We start from the raw sequence: 20,185 nt of genomic DNA on the forward strand, positions 1-20,185 counted from the left end.
CCCACGGTGTCCGTTCTGGCCGTCCGCGGGAACCTGATTCTTGTTAACACGAGTAATGTGAGGAAATCCGGCGTCATCTTTCACGAAGAGCCGCCGTTCTCCGCCAGGGATAGGGGGAAAGAAGGAGGATCGGATTTTACCGGATCCCAAGCTTGTTCCTGGCGAAAGGGAAACTGACCTAAACGGACCTGATAATCAGGTCGTTCAATCGCGGCAAAAGTAACGGGCGAGCGGGCGTCAATGGGGCTGTTTTATTGAGGGCGGCATGGAGGCTTTGGTGTTGTTCTGACCAAAGCCCCTATGCTCAAGCATCGTTCGCCGGTTGGCTCTCCCGGCTTTGTTCTGGTGGCGTGGGGGATGCTGCTTTGTCTATTTTTCCGGCGCGCCCGCGGCGATCCAGGCGGTCATGGCTTCGATTTCGTCGTCCAACATCTGTCCGAAGTGGGGGGCGCTTTCCGTTTGTCTCTGGATGATCAGGCTGCCGGCGACGTCCCCGGCGATCAGTGCTGGACCATCTTTGCCGCCGGTGAGAATGCCGGCATAACGGCTCAAATCCAATCCCGCCTCCGCCTCAGGCCCGCTGTGACAAATGACGCAACGACCATCAAGCATCGCCTTGAACGTGCCCGTGTAGGTGCGCGCCAGGTCGGCGGAAAGATACGGGCTGGTATGCTGCAAGATATACGCCTGTCGCTCCAGCACCGGCAACAACTCCGGCGTATCAAACCCGGCAAACGTCCACTTATTCGCATGGCAGGCCACGTTGCCGCAGAAAGAACCATCCACCAGTGGCGTGCCGTTTAGTTGGGTGTAATCCACGTCCGGCGACGCGGGCTTGTGACAAATCGCGCAAGATTGATCAATCGTCTGCCCATGCAGGCTGATCCAGTTGGAATGCGTATGTGAAGGGGGTTCGGGGCCGCGCACGATTTCTAGGGTCGTTACGAGATCGAAACCGTTATTCCGTTGCGGGATAGAGTGACACAGGTTGCACTCCAGCCGGATTGACTCACCCGTACCGGTGAGGTGCTTGCCATCGTGGCAGCGGAAGCAACCGGGGAAATCTTTGTGCCCCAGGTTGTCGGGGTGCGTTTCCCAGTCGATTTTCTGCTCAGGGAAAATGCTCTGCACGTAAATGTCATTAAGGGTAGCAATGACTTGCCGAATCTGGTCGGACTGCGCCGCGGCCACGTCAGGGTAGTTATCCGCATAGTAGGTTGTCAGGGTCTCGAAGGCGGCGCGGGCGGCGTCGGTGCTTTCATAGCCTGTCCGCAGCAGTGCCACCGACTGTTGCCGCACGTAGGGCAGATCGATGGAGATAAGATGCTTCTTCAGCGCCTGATCGACGGCTTCTTCGGGGGAGGAGATGCCGTGCGTGACGCGGTTGTGGCAGGTGATACAGTCCATGCGCTCCAGGTGCGTGCCGGCAACATCGTCAGGCGTCACCCCGGAAGCAATGTCATAATACTCGGTAATACTGCCATCGTCCTCCACCACGCGCACATAAGGGATCTCCTGCTGCAACGGATCCGTCGCCAGGAAATACACCTCATTCTCAATGTGCCAGTGAATGCCACGCCCCAATCCCTCGCGCTGCGTGCCCCCCCCCGTTTTCAAAATGAGGTAGATGAACTCCGGTGTATTCGCCAGGTCGTCACCATAGTGACGAATCTCGCGCAGGCTGTCGTCGGAAAACTTCTCCGGGAAATGGCAGCGCTCACAGGAATCCGTGGCCGGGCGCATATCGTGCGCATAAATAGGGAATTCGTAATCAACCGTCACCGTCTTGATCACGTGCCGCAAGTCGCCCGCTTTGCGCGAGAACTGCGTGGTGAACACATCGCGCCCCAGGTGGCACTCAACGCATTGCACGCGCGCGTGCGGAGAGCGGAGATAGGAGCTGAATTCGGGCGGCATCGTGTGGCACGTCGATCCACAAAAGGCAGGAGAGTTGGTGTAAGTCCAGGCTTCCACACTGCCATAAATCGCCAGGGCCGTAACCATGCCCAGGATGGCGAATGGCAGCACGCGGACCCAGCGCGGGCTGCCCGGCGGGGGGAAGAAGAAGTGCTTGATTCCACGAAGTAATTTTCGCATGTTGCTGCCTCCTGCTATGGGGTGGGCGTGGCTTCGGGCGCGGCAGTGGGTTCAGGAGTAGGCAGCGGTGTGGCCGTTGCCGGCAAATGATACCCACGAGCAGCTTCCGCCAGCGTCTCTGCGTCCTGCGCCGCGGCAATTTCCCCATTGTGGCACTGTTGACACACATATTGCAACGTCAAATAGGGATTCACCCGCGCCCCATCATCAGTAAACTGCTGCGCGTTCGGATTCGGGTTGATCGAGAACTGGTGCGCGCGCACATCCCCCTGCATCAGGTCAGGGTTGGCCTGCGCCAATTTCGCCAGGGGCGGCATATGGCAGTCAACGCAATCCACACCCAGATGCTTGCGCACGCCCTGCGTCAGATTTTCCCAGTGGCAGTTCTCGCACGCCTGCCGAATGCCCTGGTCAGGATTGACTTCCGCATCGGCGAATTGGGAACTGGCGTGAGGATCATGGCAGGTGATGCAGTTAAGGGCAAAATGCTTGGAGTTATACAGATCGGTGAACTCCTGACCGCCTTGCTCGAAGCCATCATGCGCCTGCATCAAAACCAGACTCCCCTGCTGATGGCAGTCACCGCACAACTGCGAAGCACGATCCAGGACCATGCGCACCCCTTGCGGATCGGCGGCGTGGCGGCTGCCGGGACCGTGGCAGGCTTCGCACTGCACCCCCGCAAACGCCCAGGTTCCCACAACCCCTTCCAGGTTATCTTGACGCCCTTGCGCGCGATAGCCCGTCGTATGGCACGGCCCACAGTCCATAGGTAGCGTCTCTCCTACATGGTACGCCACCCAGCCCGCGCCCGCATCCAGGTCGTCGTTGGGCAGGTTAAACTGTGTCGTCTCCCCTTCCGCGCCCGTAATCAGGTAGCCAGCCTTGTCCATGAACAACGCTTTCCAACGGAAACCGCCAATCACGTAGCTGATGTCATTCCAGTCATAACCGGCGGGCGGTTCCGGCACGCCGCCCGTCTCGCTGGCGGACGAGAACACAGGCGGCTGGTCGCCGGCCACCGCGGACATGATTTGCGGATGCCCCGACAGCGAAAAACGGGCATACTCGCTTTCGTGACACTGTCCGCACTTCTCCGATCCCACGTAACTCTGGCTGGCGCTGGCATCCTCGCCCGCCGGCCCCACAGGCCCCATCGGTCCTGGTGGACCTGCCGGCCCCACGGGACCCGCTGGCCCCTCTACCCCCCGACACCCGATAAGAAAGAACAAGCAGATCAGGCTGCCTGTTACCCAAAAGCGGATCTGGCGACGAAACATCAATTGGCCTCCTGGGTGGTTTGGCAGCAACCCAAAAATCAGACGGGCAAGTTGCTCGGGTTTTCCGTCAATCCAGCATAGATCTGTTGGACTGGGGTTGCTGGAGCGATGAAACGGCAATGGTGACACGAAACAGCGAAAAAGGCAACAAGGATTGTTGCCCTGACGCAGAAAGTATAGGTACCCTCCCAACTATGTGCGCAGGTCAATTGTCATTCGTTTGGGGGTCAAATGTAATCTTTGGGCGGCCACGTACGTCACGGATCGTGTTGCCGGCAACAGATTACAAAAACCGGCGTGATCGGGAAGTGGAAACCACTCCCGTCTGCAGTCAAATGCGCGGATGGCGGCTTAGCGCACAAGGAGGAGTGAGCAATCAAGTTGATTGAGCAGATATTCGAGCGCCAGTTCAGGGAAGGGGATTTGCCCTCCCACAACCAATGCCCCACCTTGCTCTAGCTGCACCAGCCGCGCCAGATTTTCCACGCTGACCTCAGGCAGGTGGCGGAACATGACCTGGCGCGCCTCCTTGGTCGTCAACAGGCCCTGCACCTCTTCCTTCAACTGGCGCACCGCGTCCGCCGGTCCCGTCAACACACAAACGATGGGTGCCTGCGCCGCCAGGTGGTCCGCCAGCGCCAGGGCTTTGCGCGCCACCGGCGAGCCATCATACGTGACGAAAATGGGCGCATCCTCCTCCGCCGCCTCCCGCGAAGGCAGCCACACAACGCGGGGGGACTGCGTCGCCAGCGCCAGCGCCGTGGAGCCTAGCCGCCGTCGCCGCGTGCGCGGGTAGCTCAGCCAGCCCAACGCCAGCATATCCGCTTCTAATGCGGCGGCCAGCAGCTCGGACGTCACCTGTCCACGCACCACCTTAAACGACCAGGTGACATCCAACTCGCGGGCAATGTGCGCCAGCGCCCGCCGCGCCGATTCCGCGCGGCGGCGCAATTGCTCTTCCATAATGACTGCGTCGATTTCCTCGTCCGTGGAGGCAGGATAGCGCACCACCCGCGTGAAGGGCAACTCGGCCCAACGCAGCAGGTTCACGTCCTCGACGTAGAGGCCATCCAGTTCCGCCTCCAGCGTCGCCGCCAGCCGGGCGGCGGCTTCCAGCGCGGCGAGACTGTAGCTGGACGCATCCAGGGCTACCAGAATTCGCTGTATGATTGCTTCGGGATTCTCACTGCTCATCTTTTTTCTCCGCGGTTGGCTCTTTGGGCGGAGCCTGGAATTCCCGCGCCCTGTGCGCGAAGCTTTGCAGGCGGGCGATCACGCGCTGATTGATGGAATCCGGGGGGTAATTCCCTGCGGCATCCATTTCCCCGGCGGGCGTGCCCGTCAGTATTTCAATCCCTTCATCAATCGTGGTTACGGGGTAAATGTGGAACTGGCCCGCGCGCACGGCGGTGACCACATCCTGGCGCAACATCAGATGCTTGACGTTGGCAGCGGGAATCATGACCCCCTGCTCACCCGTGAGGCCACGCGCCTGGCACAGGTCGAAGAAGCCTTCTATTTTCTCGTTAACGCCGCCGATTGCCTGTACCTGTCCATGCTGGTTCACGGAGCCGGTGACGGCCAACGACTGGCGCAAGGGGACATCCGCCAGCGCGGAAAGGAGTGCGTATAACTCGGTGGAGGAGGCACTGTCTCCCTCCACACCACCGTAATTTTGCTCGAAAACGAGGCTGGCGGAGAGGGTGAGGGGGAAATCGGCGGCGTAGCGCGCGCCCAGGTAGCTGGAGAGGATGAGGACGCCTTTGGCGTGAATGGGGCCGCCCATTTCCACCTGTCGCTCAATGTCGATGACTTCTCCTTTGCCCATGCGCACGCGGGCAGTGATACGGCTGGCGCTGCCGAACTGGCTGCTGCCTAACGCCAGCACGGAGAGGCCGTTTACCTGTCCGACTCTGGTGCCGTCCGTGTCGATCATGATGGTATTGCGCAGGACGGCTTCGCGCAGACGGTCGCGCACGCGCCCCAGGCGATAATCTTGCGCCTCAATCGCGCGCTGCACATCGGCGCGGGTGACGACCTCGCGCGCAGCTTCTCCGGCCCAGTAGTCTGCCTCGCGCAGCAGGTCGGCGACGCTGCGCATGTGGGCGGAGAGTCTTTCCGCGTCTTCGACGAGGCGGGCGCTGTGTTCAATAACGCGAGCGACGGCCTGGCGGTCGAAATGGCGCAGCGATTCTTTGCGGGATAGGGTGGCGATGAGGCGGGCGTAGAACTGGTTATTTTCGGGCGTGCGCTCCATCTGGTCGTCGAAGTCGGCGGCGACTTTGAACAGTTCCACGAAGTCGGGGTCGTACTGACAAAGGAGGTAGTAGAGGAGCCGTTCGCCCATGAGAACGACCTTGACGTTGAGAGGGATGGGTTCCGGTTCGAGGGAGACGGTGCTGATGAGACCGACCATTTGCCCGAGGGATTCGATGTGGATGCGCCCGGCGCGCAGGAGGCGTTTGATGGCTTCCCAGGCGTAGGGCTGCTGCAAGACTTTGAGGGCGTCGAGGATGAGGTAGCCACCGTTGGCGCGGTGAAATGCGCCGGATTTGATGAGGGTGAAGTCGGTGAGGAGCGCGCCCATGTGGGCGACTTGCTCGACGCGGCCAACGAGGCTGTGGTAGGTGGGGTAGTCTTCGTAGACGATGGGCGCGCCTTTGGTTTGGCTATGATCAACGAGGACGTTGACCTGGTAGCGGGTGATGGGGGAGAGGGCAGGCTGGGAGCCATCGGAGCCTTCCACGGGGACGCCGGAGGGGGGTTGGGGGTTGAGAAATGCCGGCACATTACTCACCAAATCCCCCTGCACCTCCTGCAAATACGCCTGCACGGGGGGCACACCCTCATACTTTTGCCGCAGTTCATCCAACAGCGGCTTCACGGCAAACTCCGCCACCTCCTTATTCAGCTTGTCCAGCTCTTCCTGCCCTTCCCGTTTCCACTGCGGCACCTGGTGCAGGATACGGCGCAGCTTGTCTTGCAGGTCCTGCACCTCGCCCTCAATATGCTTCTGCTCTTCCTCGGAAAGCTTCATGTACTCATCCGGGGAAAGCACTTCGCCACTGCGCAAGGGGGCAAAGGCCGGCCCCAAGGGGGTGCGGATCAGGGTGATGCTTTTCGACTTGGCCTCCTCTTCTAATTTTTCCAGCGCCTGGTCATGTTTTTGTTTGAATGCTTCTTCGATATTGCCGCGTTGGGCCTGGTATTCGTCGCTTTCAAAGGCGGCGGGAATCACGGTGAAGAGGGTTTCAACCAGGCGCTGCATATCCTGCGCGAAGATGATGCCTCTGCCTGCCGGCATTTCCACGGCCCGCGGCTGATGTGGCTGATCAAAATTGTACACGTAGCACCAATCAGAAGGCGTCGGTTCCGTGGATGCCTGCTGCGCCACAAACTGCATCACAGCCGTATGCTTGCCCGTCCCATAAGGGCCAAGCGCAAACAAGTTGTAACCCGTGTGGCGAATCCCAATGGCAAAACGCACCGCGTCTACAGCCCGCTCCTGGCCGATGATCATCTCCAGGTCGGGCAGAGAGGCCGTCGTCTCGAATTCAAATTGCTCCGGATCACATGCGCGGTATAGTGCTTCAGGAGATAGTGATTGGCTCATATGTTTCGCACCTCCAGGCGGACGTGAGGAAGGGAATGTGTTAAGAACGAAAAGAAGGCGCTCTTTCTCCCTTTTTCCGTAACTACTAACGCTCTCTGGAGATTGGACCAATTTCACGCGTTCAATGGCGATTTTCACCAGAGCAAATTGGTCCAATCTGGCTTAGTAGTTGCCTTTTTCCCTTTTGCTAGTTTACTCCAGTTCAACCACCCCCGTCAATCGCACTTCATCTTGTCTCATGCCGGCATCAACCCCTTACTACATAATTGACTTTAGGCTAGAATAAGGGCAACATTTCAGCCTCACGGTACATATTCCAACAAACCTTCCCGGAAGCGCCGCCCTCCATAGCACATGGCATCAACACAGCTTCCGGGAAGCGGGCCATGTACCAACAACATTGCCACGCGCCAACTGCCACACAGCCATGAATGAACTCACTTTTCCTGTCAACGTTGTCGTCACCCGAACGGGCCTGAAGGCCGTAACGCTGCGCGCCTGGGAGCGACGGTATGGGCTGCCCCAACCGGCGCGCTCTGAATCAGGACAGCGGCTTTACAACCAGGAGGACATTGAGACGGTGCAATGGCTGCAAGCGCGGCAGGAAGAGGGCATGAGCATCAGCCACGCCGTGTCTTTGTGGCATACGCTGCGAGAAATGGGAGAAGACCCGCTGGCGGAAGAGATGCCGGCAGAGACAACATCCTCGTCTCCCTCACCACCAACCGAACAGGAACGCCTGCGAAACGCATGGCTTGCCGCCTGCCTTGCCTTTGACGAAGAAACGGCGGAGCGGACTCTGGGGCAGGCGTTTTCATTTTTCCCCCCGGAAACAGTGTGCCAGGAGGTGCTGCAAAAGGGATTGGCGGAATTGGGACGGGGCTGGTTTGCCGGCATTGTCTCCACGCAACAGGAGCACTTCACCTCCGCCCTCGCCATGCGCCGCCTTTACCTCCTCCTGTCCGCCGCCCCCATGCCTATCCGGACGGAACGCATCCTCGTCGGCTGCGCCCCCGGCGACCATCACGCCTTCAGCCCGCTGCTGATCGCCTTACTGCTGCGCCGACAGGGATGGGACGTGGTCTACCTGGGGGCTAACGTCCCCTCGGCCATCGAGAGTACAATTGCGCAGGTTGCGCCACGGTTGGTAATCATGTGCGCGCAGCAGTTGCAAAGCGCCGCCGATCTAATGGAAATGTCGGGGCGGCTGGCTTCGCGGCAAACGGCCCTGGCTTTTGGTGGACGCATCTTCAATACGTACCCTATCTTGCGTCAGCGCATTACCGGCCATTTTCTGGGGCAGCACCTGGCGGACGTGCCCCAGGCGGTGCGACGATTATTAGAAGGGAAAGGACGGGGAAATGCCGGCATTTCCCCCACCCCCGCCGACACCAAAACCCTCGCCCACTATCGCTCCCGCCGTGGCGCTATCGAATCCACCACCTGGGACACCATGAATGCCGGCAACCAGCCCACCGACCACCTCCCCGAAATCAACGCCAAAATAGCCCAGATCATCATCGCCGCCCTCAGACTGGGCATCCTCCCCCTCCTGGACACCTCCCTCTCCTGGTTTGCCGACCTTTGCGTCAACTACCACCTCTCTCCCCCCTACCTGCGCCACTACCTGGCCGCCTACCACCGGGCAACCCAGCACAACCTGCCCCCCTCCGCCACCGCCATCACCACCTGGCTAGAACATCTCGCAGACACCGGCAGCGCCGCCGTGCAAACTGGAAATGAACCCCATGTCTCCCCTGAAAGACCCCCAACTTCTGCGTACCCAGGCCTTCATTAACGGCCACTGGACCAACGCCTTCAACCAGGCCACCTTCCCCGTTACCAATCCCGCCAACAACCACCGCCTCGCCGACGTCCCCGACATGGGCGCGGCGGAAACAGAGCAAGCCATCGACGCCGCGCACGCCGCCTGGCCCGCCTGGCGCGCCCTCCCCGCCGGCGAACGTGCCGCCCTCCTGCGCCGCTGGCACGACCTCATGCACATCCACCTGGAGGACCTGGCCCGGCTGATGACGCTGGAACAAGGCAAGCCCCTGGTGGAAGCGCGCGGCGAAGTGCGCTACGGCGCATCCTTCGTGGAATGGTTCGCCGAGGAAGCGCGCCGCATCTATGGGGACGTGATCCCCAGCCACATGGCCGACAAACGCATCCTGGCCTTAAAACAGCCCGTGGGCGTCGTCGCCGCCATCACCCCCTGGAACTTCCCCATCGCCATGATCACGCGCAAGGTCGCGCCCGCACTGGCCGCCGGCTGCCCCGTCGTGGTCAAACCCGCCGAGGACACGCCGCTCTCCGCGCTGGCTCTGGCTGAACTCGCGCAACGTGCTGGCTTTCCTGCCGGCACTTTCAACGTCATCACCACCAACAACCCCGACGCCGTAGGCCGCGAACTGACACGCAACCCCCTGGTGCGCAAACTCTCCTTCACCGGCTCCACGGAGGTCGGCAAACGGCTCATGCGCCAATGCGCCGACACCGTCAAAAAAGTATCGCTAGAGTTGGGCGGCAACGCCCCCTTCATTGTATTCGACGACGCCGACCTGGACGAAGCCGTCAACGGCGCCATCGCCGCCAAATACCGCAATGCCGGTCAGACCTGCATCTGCGCCAACCGCATTTTCGTGCAAGACAGCGTCTACGACGCCTTTGCCACGCGCTACACCGCCGCCGTGCGCGATCTGCGCGTGGGCGATGGCCTGGAGCCGGGCGTCACCATTGGTCCGCTGATCAACGAGGCCGCCGTGCAAAAAGTAGCCCGCCTGGTGCGCGACGCCGTCGCGCGCGGCGCGGTGATCGTCACGGGCGGCACGCGGCACGAACGGGGCGGCACATTCTTCCAACCCACCGTCCTCACCAACATCAGCCCGGATATGTCCATCAACAACGAAGAGATATTCGGCCCCGTAGCCCCGCTGCGCCGTTTCCACGACGAAAACGAGGCCATCCGCCTGGCAAACGACACTCCCTACGGCCTCGCCGCCTATTTTTACGCCCGCGACATCGGACGCATTTGGCGCGTGGCGGAAGGATTGGAGTATGGCATGGTAGGCATCAACACCGGCCTCATCTCCACCACCGTGGCCCCCTTCGGCGGCGTCAAGGAGTCGGGTATCGGGCGCGAAGGCTCAAAGTATGGCATTGAGGCATTCGTGGAAGTGAAGTACGTCTGCCTGGGGGGATTGGATAAATAGGACCAATCGGCCCACCGCCGCGAACTGGATGAAGTGGTCGGGCTGGAGCTGGGGGCGGACGATTACATAACGAAGCCGTTTAACGTGGACGTGCTGCTGGCGCACATCAAGGCCGTGCTGCGTCGCTACGAAGGGGAGACGCCGCCCGCCGCCGGCTTTTAATGCCTGATGTCGGGGGGGGTGTCCGATTTGGAAAATCGGACGTAACTATTCACGTCTCCGAGAGATTGGACCAATTTTGTAGACATCAATAAGATTCAACCGGAGCAAATTGGTCCAATCTGGGCAGATGACCTGTATAGTCACAATCGGACTACATGGGGTTGTCCCATTTTCTAAATGGGACCGAGGGGGGGGGGGTTACAATGTGCGTAGCACGCGCGCGCGCTGCTTCGCCGTGATCCGCTCTTCGCGCTCCAATTCGGCCAACAACTGCGACAGCGTCATCACGCTGTGTAGCCTGTACCCCTGTTCGCGCAGCGTCTCCCGCCCCCCCTGCTCCCGATCAATCAACACCACCGCCTCCTCCACCAACAGCCCCTCCGCCTTCAACGGCGCAATCGCCTGCCCAATGCTCGCCCCCGACGTGACCAAATCCTCAATCAGCACCGCCCGCTGCCCAATCTGCCAGCGCCCTTCGATCAATTTCCCCGTGCCATAATTCTTCACTTCCTTGCGTGGATAAATCAGAGGCACATTCATCTCCAGGGCAATAGCCGTGCCAATGGGTAGCGCCGCATACGGGTACGCTGCCAGCAAATCAAACGACAACGACACCAGAATCTGGCGATAAGCCAGGGCCACCCGGCGCAGCGCCTCCGGGAAAGACACCAACACGCGCAAGTCCATGTAAATATACGAACGTTTTCCGCTGTGCAATGTGAAATTACCAAACTGCACCGCGCCAATATCAAACAACGTTGCCGCCAGGGATTGCACGCTTTCTGGATCCATGCCCCTATCATGGCACAAACGCGCCTGGGGGGCAAACGGTCGGAGGGGGAAGTTGATGGGAGAAGCAGGTATCGCGCCGAAATGAAGACGCGGCTACAATCACGCAACGAATGGCCCGAAGTGACACGCCACCAACGAACAACCGTCAACCGTCAACCGTCAACTATCCACCACCAACTCCCCCCATGTCCCTACGCGAACGAGTTATTGCCGCTTTTCATGCTCAATATGGCGCGGGTCCGGCTGTCATGACGCGCGCGCCGGGGCGCGTCAACCTGATCGGCGAACACACGGACTACAATGACGGCTTCGTTTTGCCCCTGGCGATTGATCGTGACGTGACCATTGCCCTGCGGCCACGCCCGGATCAGGTCGTGCGTCTCACGTCGCTGGAATTCGACGAGACGGCGATCTTCCACCTGGACGACTTGCGCCGTGGGGACAAGGGATGGACCACCTACGTCAGCGGGGTGGCCTGGGCTTTGCGGCGCGCAGGCCACGCGCTGCGCGGGTGGGAGGGGGTGATGAGCGGTGACGTGCCTCTCGGCGCGGGGCTTTCCTCTTCGGCGGCGCTGGAGTTGGCGGTGGCGCGGGCGTTTGCCAGCGTGTCCGACCTGCCCTGGGATGTGCGGGAGATGGCGCGGTTGTGCCGGCATGTCGAAAACGAATGGGTCGGCGTTCAATGCGGCATCATGGACCAGATGATCGCGGCGGCGGGGCGGGCCGGCCACGCCTTGCTCATTGACTGCCGCACCCTGGCTGTGGAAGCCGTCCCCCTGCCGGCAGCATTTGCCATCGTCATCATGGACACGACCACCCGTCGCGGCCTGGTCGATTCCGCTTATAACGAACGGCGGGCGGCGTGCGCCGCCGCGGCCCGGTTCTTGGGCGTGCCGGCATTACGCGATGTTTCCCTTAGCATGTTTCACGAGCAGGCGGCGCAGATGCCGGCACAACTACGGCGGCGGGCGCGTCACGTCATCGGCGAAAACGCGCGTGTGCTGGCGGCTGTTCGGGCTATGCGAAATGAAAATGCCGGCACATTGGGCCGCCTCATGAACGAAAGCCACGACAGCCTGCGCGACAATTACGACGTATCCAGCGACGCCCTGAACCAGATGGTAAATCTGGCCCGCCGCCAGCCGGGCTGCCTGGGCGCGCGCATGACGGGCGCGGGCTTCGGCGGCTGCGCCGTGGCATTGGTCGCGGCAGAATCCGCCCCCGCCTTCGTCACCGCCGTCTCCGCCGCCTACGAAAAGGCAACCCACCTGACGCCCGCGCTCTACATCTGCGCCGCCACGGATGGTGCGTCTGCTTGCGCCACGGATGGCGCGTCTGCTTGCGCCACGGATGGCGCGTCTGCTTGCGCCACGGATGGCGCGTCTGCTTGCGCCACGGATGGCGCGTCTGCTTGCGCCACGGATGGCGCGTCTGCTTGCGCCACGGATGGCGCGTCCGCTTGCGCCACGGATGGCGCGTCTGCTTGCGCCACGGATGGCGCGTCTGCTTGCGCCACGGATGGCGCGTCTGCTTGCGCCACGGATGGCTGCGTCTGCGCCGCCACGGATGGCGCGTCTGCTTGCGCCACGGATGGCGCGTCTGCTTGCGCCACGGATGGCGCGTCCGCTTGCGCCACGGATGGCGCGTCTGCTTGCGCCACGGATGGCGCGTCCGCTTGCGCCACGGATGGCGCGTCTGCTTGCGCCACGGATGGCGCGTCCGCTTGCGCCACGGATGGCGCTTCGCTTGCGCCACGGATGGCGCGTCCGCTTGCGCCACGGATGGCGCGTCTGCTTGCGCCACGTCGTCTTTGCGCTAATATGGATGAAAACAACCACGGGCTTCGCGGATGCCGCAAATGTTTGTTTTGTCCGCGAACGGGTGGCGCCGCGGACACCATCAACGGCCAACCACCAACTGCCAACCGTTTTCGGGCGCGTGAGAAACGCGCCCTACAGGGTATGAGGAGTATCAATGTTAGCGCAAATGATCAGCCGGGTGCGACGCAATCATGGATTGGAACACGCAACGATTCACGTCCTCAGCGAGAAGTACGCCAACCGCTTTAGCGCCCAGGGAAATTCGACGGCGCAAGGGTTTTTCCTGAACATCTATGGCAACATCAGCGACGAGGAGGTCGAGGCGGCGGTACACGAGGCGTACCGGCGGATGAAGGCGGGAGAGCGGCAGTTGGCCGTCCATCCCAACTGCGGCACGGTGCTGCTGACGACGGCCACGATGGCCACGATGGCCAGCCAACTGGCGTTTGGCCTGGAGATGCGACGGCAGAAGGTGCGGGAAATGACGCCCGCCGTGCTGCTGCACGCGCTGCCGGGGGCGGTCCTGGCGGCGGTGACGGCGCTGATCGTGTCCCGCCCCGTGGGGATGATGGTGCAGGAGAAGTACACGACGGATGGCGACTTGAAGGAGTTGCGGATCACGCGCATTCGCCGGATCACGCCTTCGCCGGTGACGCGGGTGTTTCAGTTTTTGCTGGGGCAGTCGGGGAACCAGCATGTACAGGCGTATCAGGTGGATACGGAGGGGTGAGCGATTCGGGCGGAAGGCAGACGGTAGAAGGTAGAAGGCAAAAGTAGGGCGCGATGTTTTATGTTTTTCATGGGGATGACGAATATTCGCAGCGGGAAACGCTGGCAAGTTTGATCGCCCGCCTGGGGGATGCGGATATGCTGGCGTTAAATACGACGCGGTTGGATGGTGGGCGGGTGTCGCTGGCGGAGTTGCGCCATGCGTGCGACGCGCTGCCGTTTCTGGCGGAGGTGCGGTTGGTGATTTGCGAGGGGCTGTTTGCGAAAACACCGCCGAAGTCGCTCCTCAAGGAACTGGAATCCTACCTCCCCACCCTTTCCGAAACCACACGCCTCGTTTTTCTGGAGAGCCAGCCTTTGTCGGATAACCATCCCATCCTCAAGCTGGCGGACAGCGCCGCCAACGGCTACGCGAAGTTATTCACCGCGCCGCAAGGGGGGGCGCTGGAACGGTGGGTGCGGGGGCGGGTGGAGAGTCTGGGCGGGCAGATCACGCCGCGCGCGGCGCACGCGCTGGCGGCAAATGTCGGCGGTGATTTGCGGATTTTGAGCCAGGAGATTGAGAAGTTGACGCTGTACAAGATGGGGGACGGGGCGATTGAGACGGAAGATGTGGCGCGTCTGTGTCCCTATGCGGCGGAGGCGAGTATTTTTGATCTGGTGGATGCTTTGGGGAACCGGGGCAGCAAGCGGGCGGCACTGCTGTTGCAGCAGAAGATCAACGAGGGGGCGGATCCGTTTTTTCTGTATTCGATGGTGGTGCGGCAGTTTCGGCTGCTGATCCAGGTGAAGACGCTGGCGGACCAGGAATTGCGCCCGCCGGCGATTGCCAGGCAGTTAAAGATGCACAGCTTTGTTGCCGGCAAAATCTACCAACAAAGCCAGCATTTTTCCCTCGATCAACTTAAGCAGATTTATGCGCACCTGTTGGAGATGGACGTCGGGGTGAAGACGGGGCGCATGGACATGGGCACGGCGCTGGACCTGTTTGTGGCGGGTGTGACGGGTTGAGTGACCGGGCGTTTTCGGCGGCGCGCGGTTTCGGCGGGGCCAATGGCCGGCGGTTGCCGAAAGTCAGCCCTATGCGTCGTTGGGCGCGTAATGCTCCATGACCTGCCCATCACCAATCACGTATACTTCTACGCCCAGTTCTTCCAACAACGAGCGCGAAAGGTAGGTACGGTAGGTTTCCGTGAGGACGCCGGTGCTTTGTCGTGAGAGGCCGATGACGACGATGGAGACGTTATGTTCACGGATGACGTCGGCCAACTGCTCCCGGAACTCTCCCTGACGCACGACGGTTTGCGCGGGAATGCCGGCATTCTCCGCCCGATCCTGCGCCATTGCCAACAAAAACTCCCCTAACTCATCCAACTCCGCGGAAATATCCACGCTGCGCGGATATGAAAACCGGTCCAAGAAGTGCGTGTTGGACACGTACAGAAAGACCAGATCCGCGCCCATCCGCCGTGCCAGGTCAATTGCCCACTCCTGCGCGGGCACACTGGCCGTACCGCCCCGTGTGGGGCACAAAATCGTTGCCATCGGAGCCATTCAAAAAACCTCCCTTCCGTTGAATGGACGAACGCGCAAGACGCCGCGGCTCACCCCAACAGGCCAAACCGCACCGCCAACCAGAAATAACCGGCCAGCAGCGTGAGAAAGGTGACGGGCAGCCCTACTTTGAGAAAATCAACGAACGAAATGGGGAAATCGGCCTGGGCCGTGATGCCCGCCGTAACCAGGTTGGCTTCGCCGCCCACCAGGAACCCATTGCCGCCCATGGCCGCGCCCATGGAGAGGGCATAGTACAGCACTTTGCTGCTGGCCCCGGGCAGCGAGCCGGTGAGGAAATCCACCACGGGTAGCATGGAAGCAGCCAGGGGGATGTTGGCGATAGCCACGGATAATGTGCCCACACCAAAGACAATCATGAAGACGGCCAACGGCAGGTTGGTTCCAACCAGGCGGCCAATGGCCTGGGCGAAGATGCTGATCAGACCGACTTCCTGCACCGCGCCGACGACGATGAAAAGGGCCATGAAGAAGACGAGCGTGGTCCAATCGACGGCGGTGATCATCTGATGCACATCCGGCTTGAGCCAGACGAGGAGGACGGTGGCCCCGACGAGGGCGGGCACGGCGGGGACGACGTGGAATCGTTCGCCGATGACGAAGCCGGCGAGGATGAAGATGAAGACGATGCCGGATTTGAGGAGGACGGTGGGGTCGGCGATACGGGCGTTGGCTTCCAGGCGTTGGTAGAGGGTTTCGGAAATGCCGGCATGACGCCCAAACAACTCTCCTCGAAAGTGGAACAGCACGTAGCCGCTCATCAGCAGCAGCGCCAGCAGCACGCCTACTGTTTGGTTGACCAGGAAATCGTTGAAACCGATGCCGGCATGTGCCCCAATCAAGATATTCGTCGGCGTGCCAATCAACGTGCTGATCCCGCCCACATTCGAGGCCAGCACCTCTGGAATGATCAACGCCAGGGGATTGATGCCCAGTGCCAACCCAATTTGGAGGCTAATGGGCGTCATCAACAGCATCGTCGTGAAGTTATCCAACAGCGCCGACGCCACCGCCGTCACCAAAATCAGAATCAGCACCAGCAGCCACGCCCGCCCGCGGCTGAGCCGATACGCCTGAAACGCCGTCCACTGGAAGATGCCTGTCCCCTCAATGACGGCGATCACAATCATCATCGCCATCACCAGGAAAATGACCTCCCAATTAACATAATCTAGCGCCTGTTCAAAACTGATAATGTACCAGTTCGGATTAAATGCCTGCCCGATAAACGTGACCACAAAGACCGCCGACATGCCCACCAGGGCCGCCGTCGTGCTGTGCAGCCGCTCAAAAGCGATCAGCAGCAACACACTCAGGAAAATAAGGCCCGCGGCCCAAAACCCGGCAGTAATGCGCCGTTGTAAGGTTTGCAGCCCCGTGGTGTAGTCCTCGGCGTCACTGAAGTCTTGCGGATTGATCCGCAGCGTAAGCGCCTCGAAGTGCGGACGTTCAATGATCAGCTGGAGGGGTTGGGCGGGCAGCGCGTCCAGACGCAACGTCCACGAGCCATCTTCCTGGCTCTCTCCTTCCGCCAGCGGCGTCTCATCCACGGCCAACAGGCGCACGTCTGCCGCGGCAACGGGCTGCCCCTGTTCGTCCACGATCTGGCCGGAGATGAGATACTCACCCGTGGGCACGCCGGCTTCCTGCGCATGCAGCGCCTGTACGCCCGCGCAGGCTAGCGCGAGGATGAGGCCAATCCACAACGATATTCTTCTTGGTAGATGCATGAGTTTTCCGAATCAATGCGCGGTCGGCTTGGGACCACCAGCGACCGGCTCCGTCGTGGGGCGGAATCGCTGCCACAGTATCTGCCAGCGTTGCCGCCAGCGCGCGTTCTCACCGGGCGTCGCAGGGGGTTCTTCCAGGGCGACGGGCGTGGTGTGCGCGGCCACGAAGTCGGAGACACGCGCAAACAGGAGTGCCTTTTCCGCGCTTTCCGTGATCACGTGGCTGTTTTGTTCCAGCCACAGGCGTTCTTTATGGGACGAGCCGAGCCGCTCGTAGATGTAGTCCATGTTACCGGGGGGGACGGTTTGATCCTGGCGCGAGTGGATGAGTAATGCCGGCACATTCACATCCCGCAAATTTGCCTCCACCACGTCCAGGTACTCCAGCAGTTCCGCTACGCCACGCACCGGGTTCACGTTGTAAGACTCGCGCTCAAACTGCTCCTCCGCCTCCTGCAAACTACCGCGCGTGGGCTTGGCGGAGAAGGGGTAGACGCGCCAGATGTAGCGGGTGAGGCGCAGCTTCCAGTCGGGATAGAGGTAGAGCGGCGCAGCCATGGCGATGACGGCCTGCACGGGTAGGCGCGCCGCCAGGAGCAAGGCGGTGGATCCCCCCATGGAGAGGCCGATAACCACGATTTGCCGGCACTGCGCGTGCAACACATGCCACCCATCCAACCCCGACAAATACCAATCATGCCACTCCGAACGATTCAAGTCGGCGGGATCGCTACCATGGTGCGCCAGGCGTGGCCCGTAAACCGTGTACCCGTGCGCCGCCAGGTGCGCCCCCAGGCTGCGCACATCTCCGGGCACACCCGTAAACCCGTGCAAAATCAGGCAACCAATCTGCCCGCGCTCGCCCACCCCACGAAAAAAGAAAGGTTCAGCCCCAGGGAGCAAACTTAAGTGCATCATTGCCATCTATCACCTACATGACCAGAATCAATAAACCATCCCCACAACCGAATTATCGTTACAGAACACCACGACTGCTGTCATTTTAGGGCAAGCCGCGCATTTTTGCCATATAGCATTGTGGAGGCGTGCGCGGAGTTCTTGTTGACACCTTCGTTTATGTAAGGCGAATACGGCCCTGGGCCAGGAATTTTAGGGGGTTTTTCCGTTCTTGGGGTCATTTTCACCCCATGAACGGAAAAACCCCACTTACCCTGGCAGTAACCCCTTGTTATCCCTCGGATTTCTGTAAGAAATTTTCGGCTTGCGGGTCATCAACAGAAGCTCCGCGCACCCATTATAGCGCTTACTCTTGTGCCTCGGCGCAAATCATGGTAATCTTTTTAGTGATGATGCGCTCGATAGCGAAATTGGGTTGTGCCAATTGTTGCTCGACGGCCATGATCATTCAGTGTCATTTTGAGTTATGCCGGCAGTTGGGCGAAAACACGGATTTCCCGTGATCACAACTGCCTTTTTCATGCAAAAGGAGAGAAAAAATATGGAAGCAGTCATCTCAATGGAACAGTTCAATCAGATGCTTTCCGCCGAAAGCAGCGACGACAACAAGCTTATCGCCGCCCTGAAACAGCTAATGGAAGTCAAAGACCTGGGGCTTTTGCAAGAGGATTTGCTTCCAGATAGTCCCGCCTGGACCGGGTGGTGGTAATCATCGAATGGGTCAATAGTTCATTTACCACCGGGCCTCACGATCCACCGACCCCATCAATCACATAGCACCTCGTCCACGGAGTGGATAGTCGCGGCCCCAACATGAAGGCTTTGCTCTGCTTCTGTTTGGCACGTCATCCTCGGGGTCGTCTTCGCACATGCGTAATGCGTAAATAGGAGCCATCTTGCCTCCTACTATTTCTTCCCGTTCCTCCATTGACGCCATACACCGTTGCCTGCTGGCTCTGCCAGAAGCGGCGGCGTGGCCCGACATGCTTGGCGTATTTGACGTAGCCCAACAGAAACCCCGCCCGGATTGGGACCTGCCCTTACTGACCTGCCAGGCAGTGGGCGCGCCCGCGGAGCAGGCGATTCCGGCCGCTGCCGCCATTGCCTGTATGCAGATTAGCATCATCCTGACGGATGATATGCTTGACAATGACCCGCGCGGCTGGCACAACCAGGTAGGGACGGGGGCGGCCGCCAATATGTCCCTGGCATTCCAGGCCGCGGCTTTTCGGGTTTTATTGCAAAGCGAGATTGGCGACAATTTGCGCGTGGCGCTGGCGCGGGAATTGGGTTGGATGGGACACGCCACGGCGCTGGGGCAACATCTGGATAGCGAAAACCTGACGGGGGAAGTCAACTATTGGCGGGTGGTGGAGGCCAAGAGTACCCCCTTTTATGGCACGGCTTTTTATCTGGGCGCGGTAGCTGGAGAAGCCCCGCCAACGGTAGCGGGGCAACTGCGCCAGTTTGGGCTGCTTCTGGGGGAGATGATTCAGATTCAGGACGACCTGCTAGATGCCCTTCAATCCCCGGCAAATCCTGACTGGCTGGAAGGGCGCAACAACCTGCTGCTGCTCTACGCCCAATCCATCGATCATGCGGAAAGAGAGCGGTTCCGCCAACTGCAGGGACAGGTGGCCGACAGCGCCTCCTTGCACGAAGCACAGCAAATTCTCATGCGCTCCGGCGCGGTCAGTTATGCTGCTTTTCAGATAATGGCGCGTTATGAGAAAGGCCGGCAGATGCTGGCAGATTTGGGCTTGGCAGATGCACAACCCCTGTTAGAATTATTAACCAAACAGATCAGACTGGTCACGACTCTTCTGCAAAAGAGTGGGATCCAGGTCTAGGAGAACGCCTGTTTTCTATCATGTCGCATCCCATTGCCCCTGGCGGTGGGTATCACGCTCATGCTTTTACATGATTCCACTCAGCGTCATTTCCACATCGCTCAATTCACCTCCACCCCAAAATTCTCGCCCCATGGTCAGGCAGCAGTAAGGCGCGGTTAGCATAAAGATCGTTTATGGATTTGCGCCGCGCTGACGGGCTTCGTTGCTGTAGCAAAGGATATTTCCGGGGGGATGGGGGTCTTCCGAGATGTCATATCAAACAATGGTTGCTACGCGCATGAAACAGACTTGATTTCTGCTGACCGAGCGTCGGTATTGGCAGCGACGCTCAAAAAAAAAATGGGGCCTGGCGCAAGAAAGGCATCTATTGAAGCAGAAAACGGGATAGTCGCTTTTCACCTGAT

Annotated in this window: 14 protein-coding genes and 2 pseudogenes; 8 read left to right on the plus strand and 8 right to left on the minus strand. The window is 60.3% G+C overall.

Annotation, left to right across the window (positions count from 1 at the left end):
* Nucleotides 1-369 precede the first annotated feature (369 nt).
* From H6650_12600 to H6650_12615, 4 genes are all read right to left on the minus strand, one after another.
* Nucleotides 370-2,097 (minus strand): NapC/NirT family cytochrome c, encoded by a 1,728-nt coding sequence (locus tag H6650_12600; GenBank protein MCB8952846.1) that lies wholly within the window; start codon nt 2,095-2,097, stop codon nt 370-372.
* Nucleotides 2,098-2,111: 14 nt separating this feature from the next.
* Nucleotides 2,112-3,377 (minus strand): hypothetical protein, encoded by a 1,266-nt coding sequence (locus tag H6650_12605; GenBank protein MCB8952847.1) that lies wholly within the window; start codon nt 3,375-3,377, stop codon nt 2,112-2,114.
* 351 nt (nt 3,378-3,728) lie between these two features.
* Entirely contained in the window at nt 3,729-4,571 is an 843-nt protein-coding gene (locus H6650_12610; protein MCB8952848.1) for a universal stress protein, read from the minus strand.
* Nucleotides 4,561-6,990 carry an AAA family ATPase gene (locus H6650_12615; protein MCB8952849.1) on the minus strand — a complete coding sequence of 810 codons (2,430 nt, stop codon included), beginning with the start codon at nt 6,988-6,990 and terminating at the stop codon, nt 4,561-4,563. The genes H6650_12610 and H6650_12615 overlap by 11 nt, the downstream gene beginning before the upstream one ends.
* A gap of 427 nt (nt 6,991-7,417) precedes the next feature.
* Here H6650_12615 and H6650_12620 point away from each other — a divergent pair, with 427 nt between their 5' ends.
* The 3 genes and pseudogenes from H6650_12620 (at nt 7,418) to H6650_12630 (ending at nt 10,328) form a co-directional block, all read left to right on the plus strand.
* Entirely contained in the window at nt 7,418-8,788 is a 1,371-nt protein-coding gene (locus H6650_12620) for a MerR family transcriptional regulator (GenBank protein ID MCB8952850.1), read from the plus strand.
* Nucleotides 8,739-10,202: an NAD-dependent succinate-semialdehyde dehydrogenase gene (locus H6650_12625; GenBank protein MCB8952851.1), complete on the plus strand. Its 1,464-nt coding sequence runs from the start codon at nt 8,739-8,741 to the stop codon at nt 10,200-10,202. Before H6650_12620 ends, H6650_12625 begins: the two co-directional genes overlap by 50 nt.
* Nucleotides 10,203-10,220: 18 nt before the next feature.
* Nucleotides 10,221-10,328 (plus strand): annotated as a pseudogene (locus H6650_12630) (DNA-binding response regulator).
* A gap of 234 nt (nt 10,329-10,562) precedes the next feature.
* Here H6650_12630 and H6650_12635 read toward each other — a convergent pair.
* Nucleotides 10,563-11,156: an orotate phosphoribosyltransferase gene (locus H6650_12635; GenBank protein ID MCB8952852.1), complete on the minus strand. Its 594-nt coding sequence runs from the start codon at nt 11,154-11,156 to the stop codon at nt 10,563-10,565.
* Between the two features lie 185 nt (nt 11,157-11,341).
* On the opposite strand from H6650_12635, the pseudogene galK reads away from it, so the two are divergent.
* The 3 genes and pseudogenes from galK to holA all read left to right on the plus strand — a co-directional run bounded on the left by galK (nt 11,342) and on the right by holA (nt 14,716).
* A pseudogene (gene galK / locus H6650_12640) lies at nt 11,342-12,469 on the plus strand (galactokinase).
* Between the two features lie 661 nt (nt 12,470-13,130).
* A complete protein-coding gene (locus tag H6650_12645) occupies nt 13,131-13,706 on the plus strand; it encodes a hypothetical protein (GenBank protein ID MCB8952853.1) in 576 nt (191 codons plus the stop codon).
* A 53-nt stretch (nt 13,707-13,759) separates the two neighbouring features.
* Nucleotides 13,760-14,716, plus strand: coding sequence for a DNA polymerase III subunit delta (holA, locus tag H6650_12650; GenBank protein ID MCB8952854.1), 957 nt, complete (start codon nt 13,760-13,762; stop codon nt 14,714-14,716).
* Nucleotides 14,717-14,785: 69 nt separating this feature from the next.
* On the opposite strand, the gene H6650_12655 is transcribed toward holA, so the two are convergent.
* Genes H6650_12655 through H6650_12665 form a run of 3 tightly spaced genes read right to left on the minus strand, consistent with a single transcriptional unit; the run spans nt 14,786 to nt 17,928 of the window.
* Complete coding sequence (locus H6650_12655; GenBank protein ID MCB8952855.1) at nt 14,786-15,259, minus strand: universal stress protein; 474 nt, start codon at nt 15,257-15,259, stop codon at nt 14,786-14,788.
* A 50-nt stretch (nt 15,260-15,309) separates the two neighbouring features.
* The gene (locus H6650_12660) at nt 15,310-17,010 is read right to left on the minus strand and encodes a hypothetical protein (GenBank protein ID MCB8952856.1); all 1,701 of its coding nucleotides are present in this window, start codon (nt 17,008-17,010) and stop codon (nt 15,310-15,312) included.
* Nucleotides 17,011-17,022: 12 nt separating this feature from the next.
* The gene (locus tag H6650_12665; GenBank protein MCB8952857.1) at nt 17,023-17,928 is read right to left on the minus strand and encodes an alpha/beta fold hydrolase; all 906 of its coding nucleotides are present in this window, start codon (nt 17,926-17,928) and stop codon (nt 17,023-17,025) included.
* A gap of 541 nt (nt 17,929-18,469) precedes the next feature.
* On the opposite strand from H6650_12665, the gene H6650_12670 reads away from it, so the two are divergent.
* Complete coding sequence (locus tag H6650_12670; GenBank protein MCB8952858.1) at nt 18,470-18,637, plus strand: hypothetical protein; 168 nt, start codon at nt 18,470-18,472, stop codon at nt 18,635-18,637.
* Between the two features lie 187 nt (nt 18,638-18,824).
* Complete coding sequence (locus H6650_12675; GenBank protein ID MCB8952859.1) at nt 18,825-19,778, plus strand: polyprenyl synthetase family protein; 954 nt, start codon at nt 18,825-18,827, stop codon at nt 19,776-19,778.
* The last annotated feature ends 407 nt before the right edge of the window (nt 19,779-20,185 follow it).

This window comes from Ardenticatenales bacterium, from assembly GCA_020634515.1.
In the GTDB taxonomy this organism is placed as follows: domain Bacteria; phylum Chloroflexota; class Anaerolineae; order Promineifilales; family Promineifilaceae; genus JAGVTM01.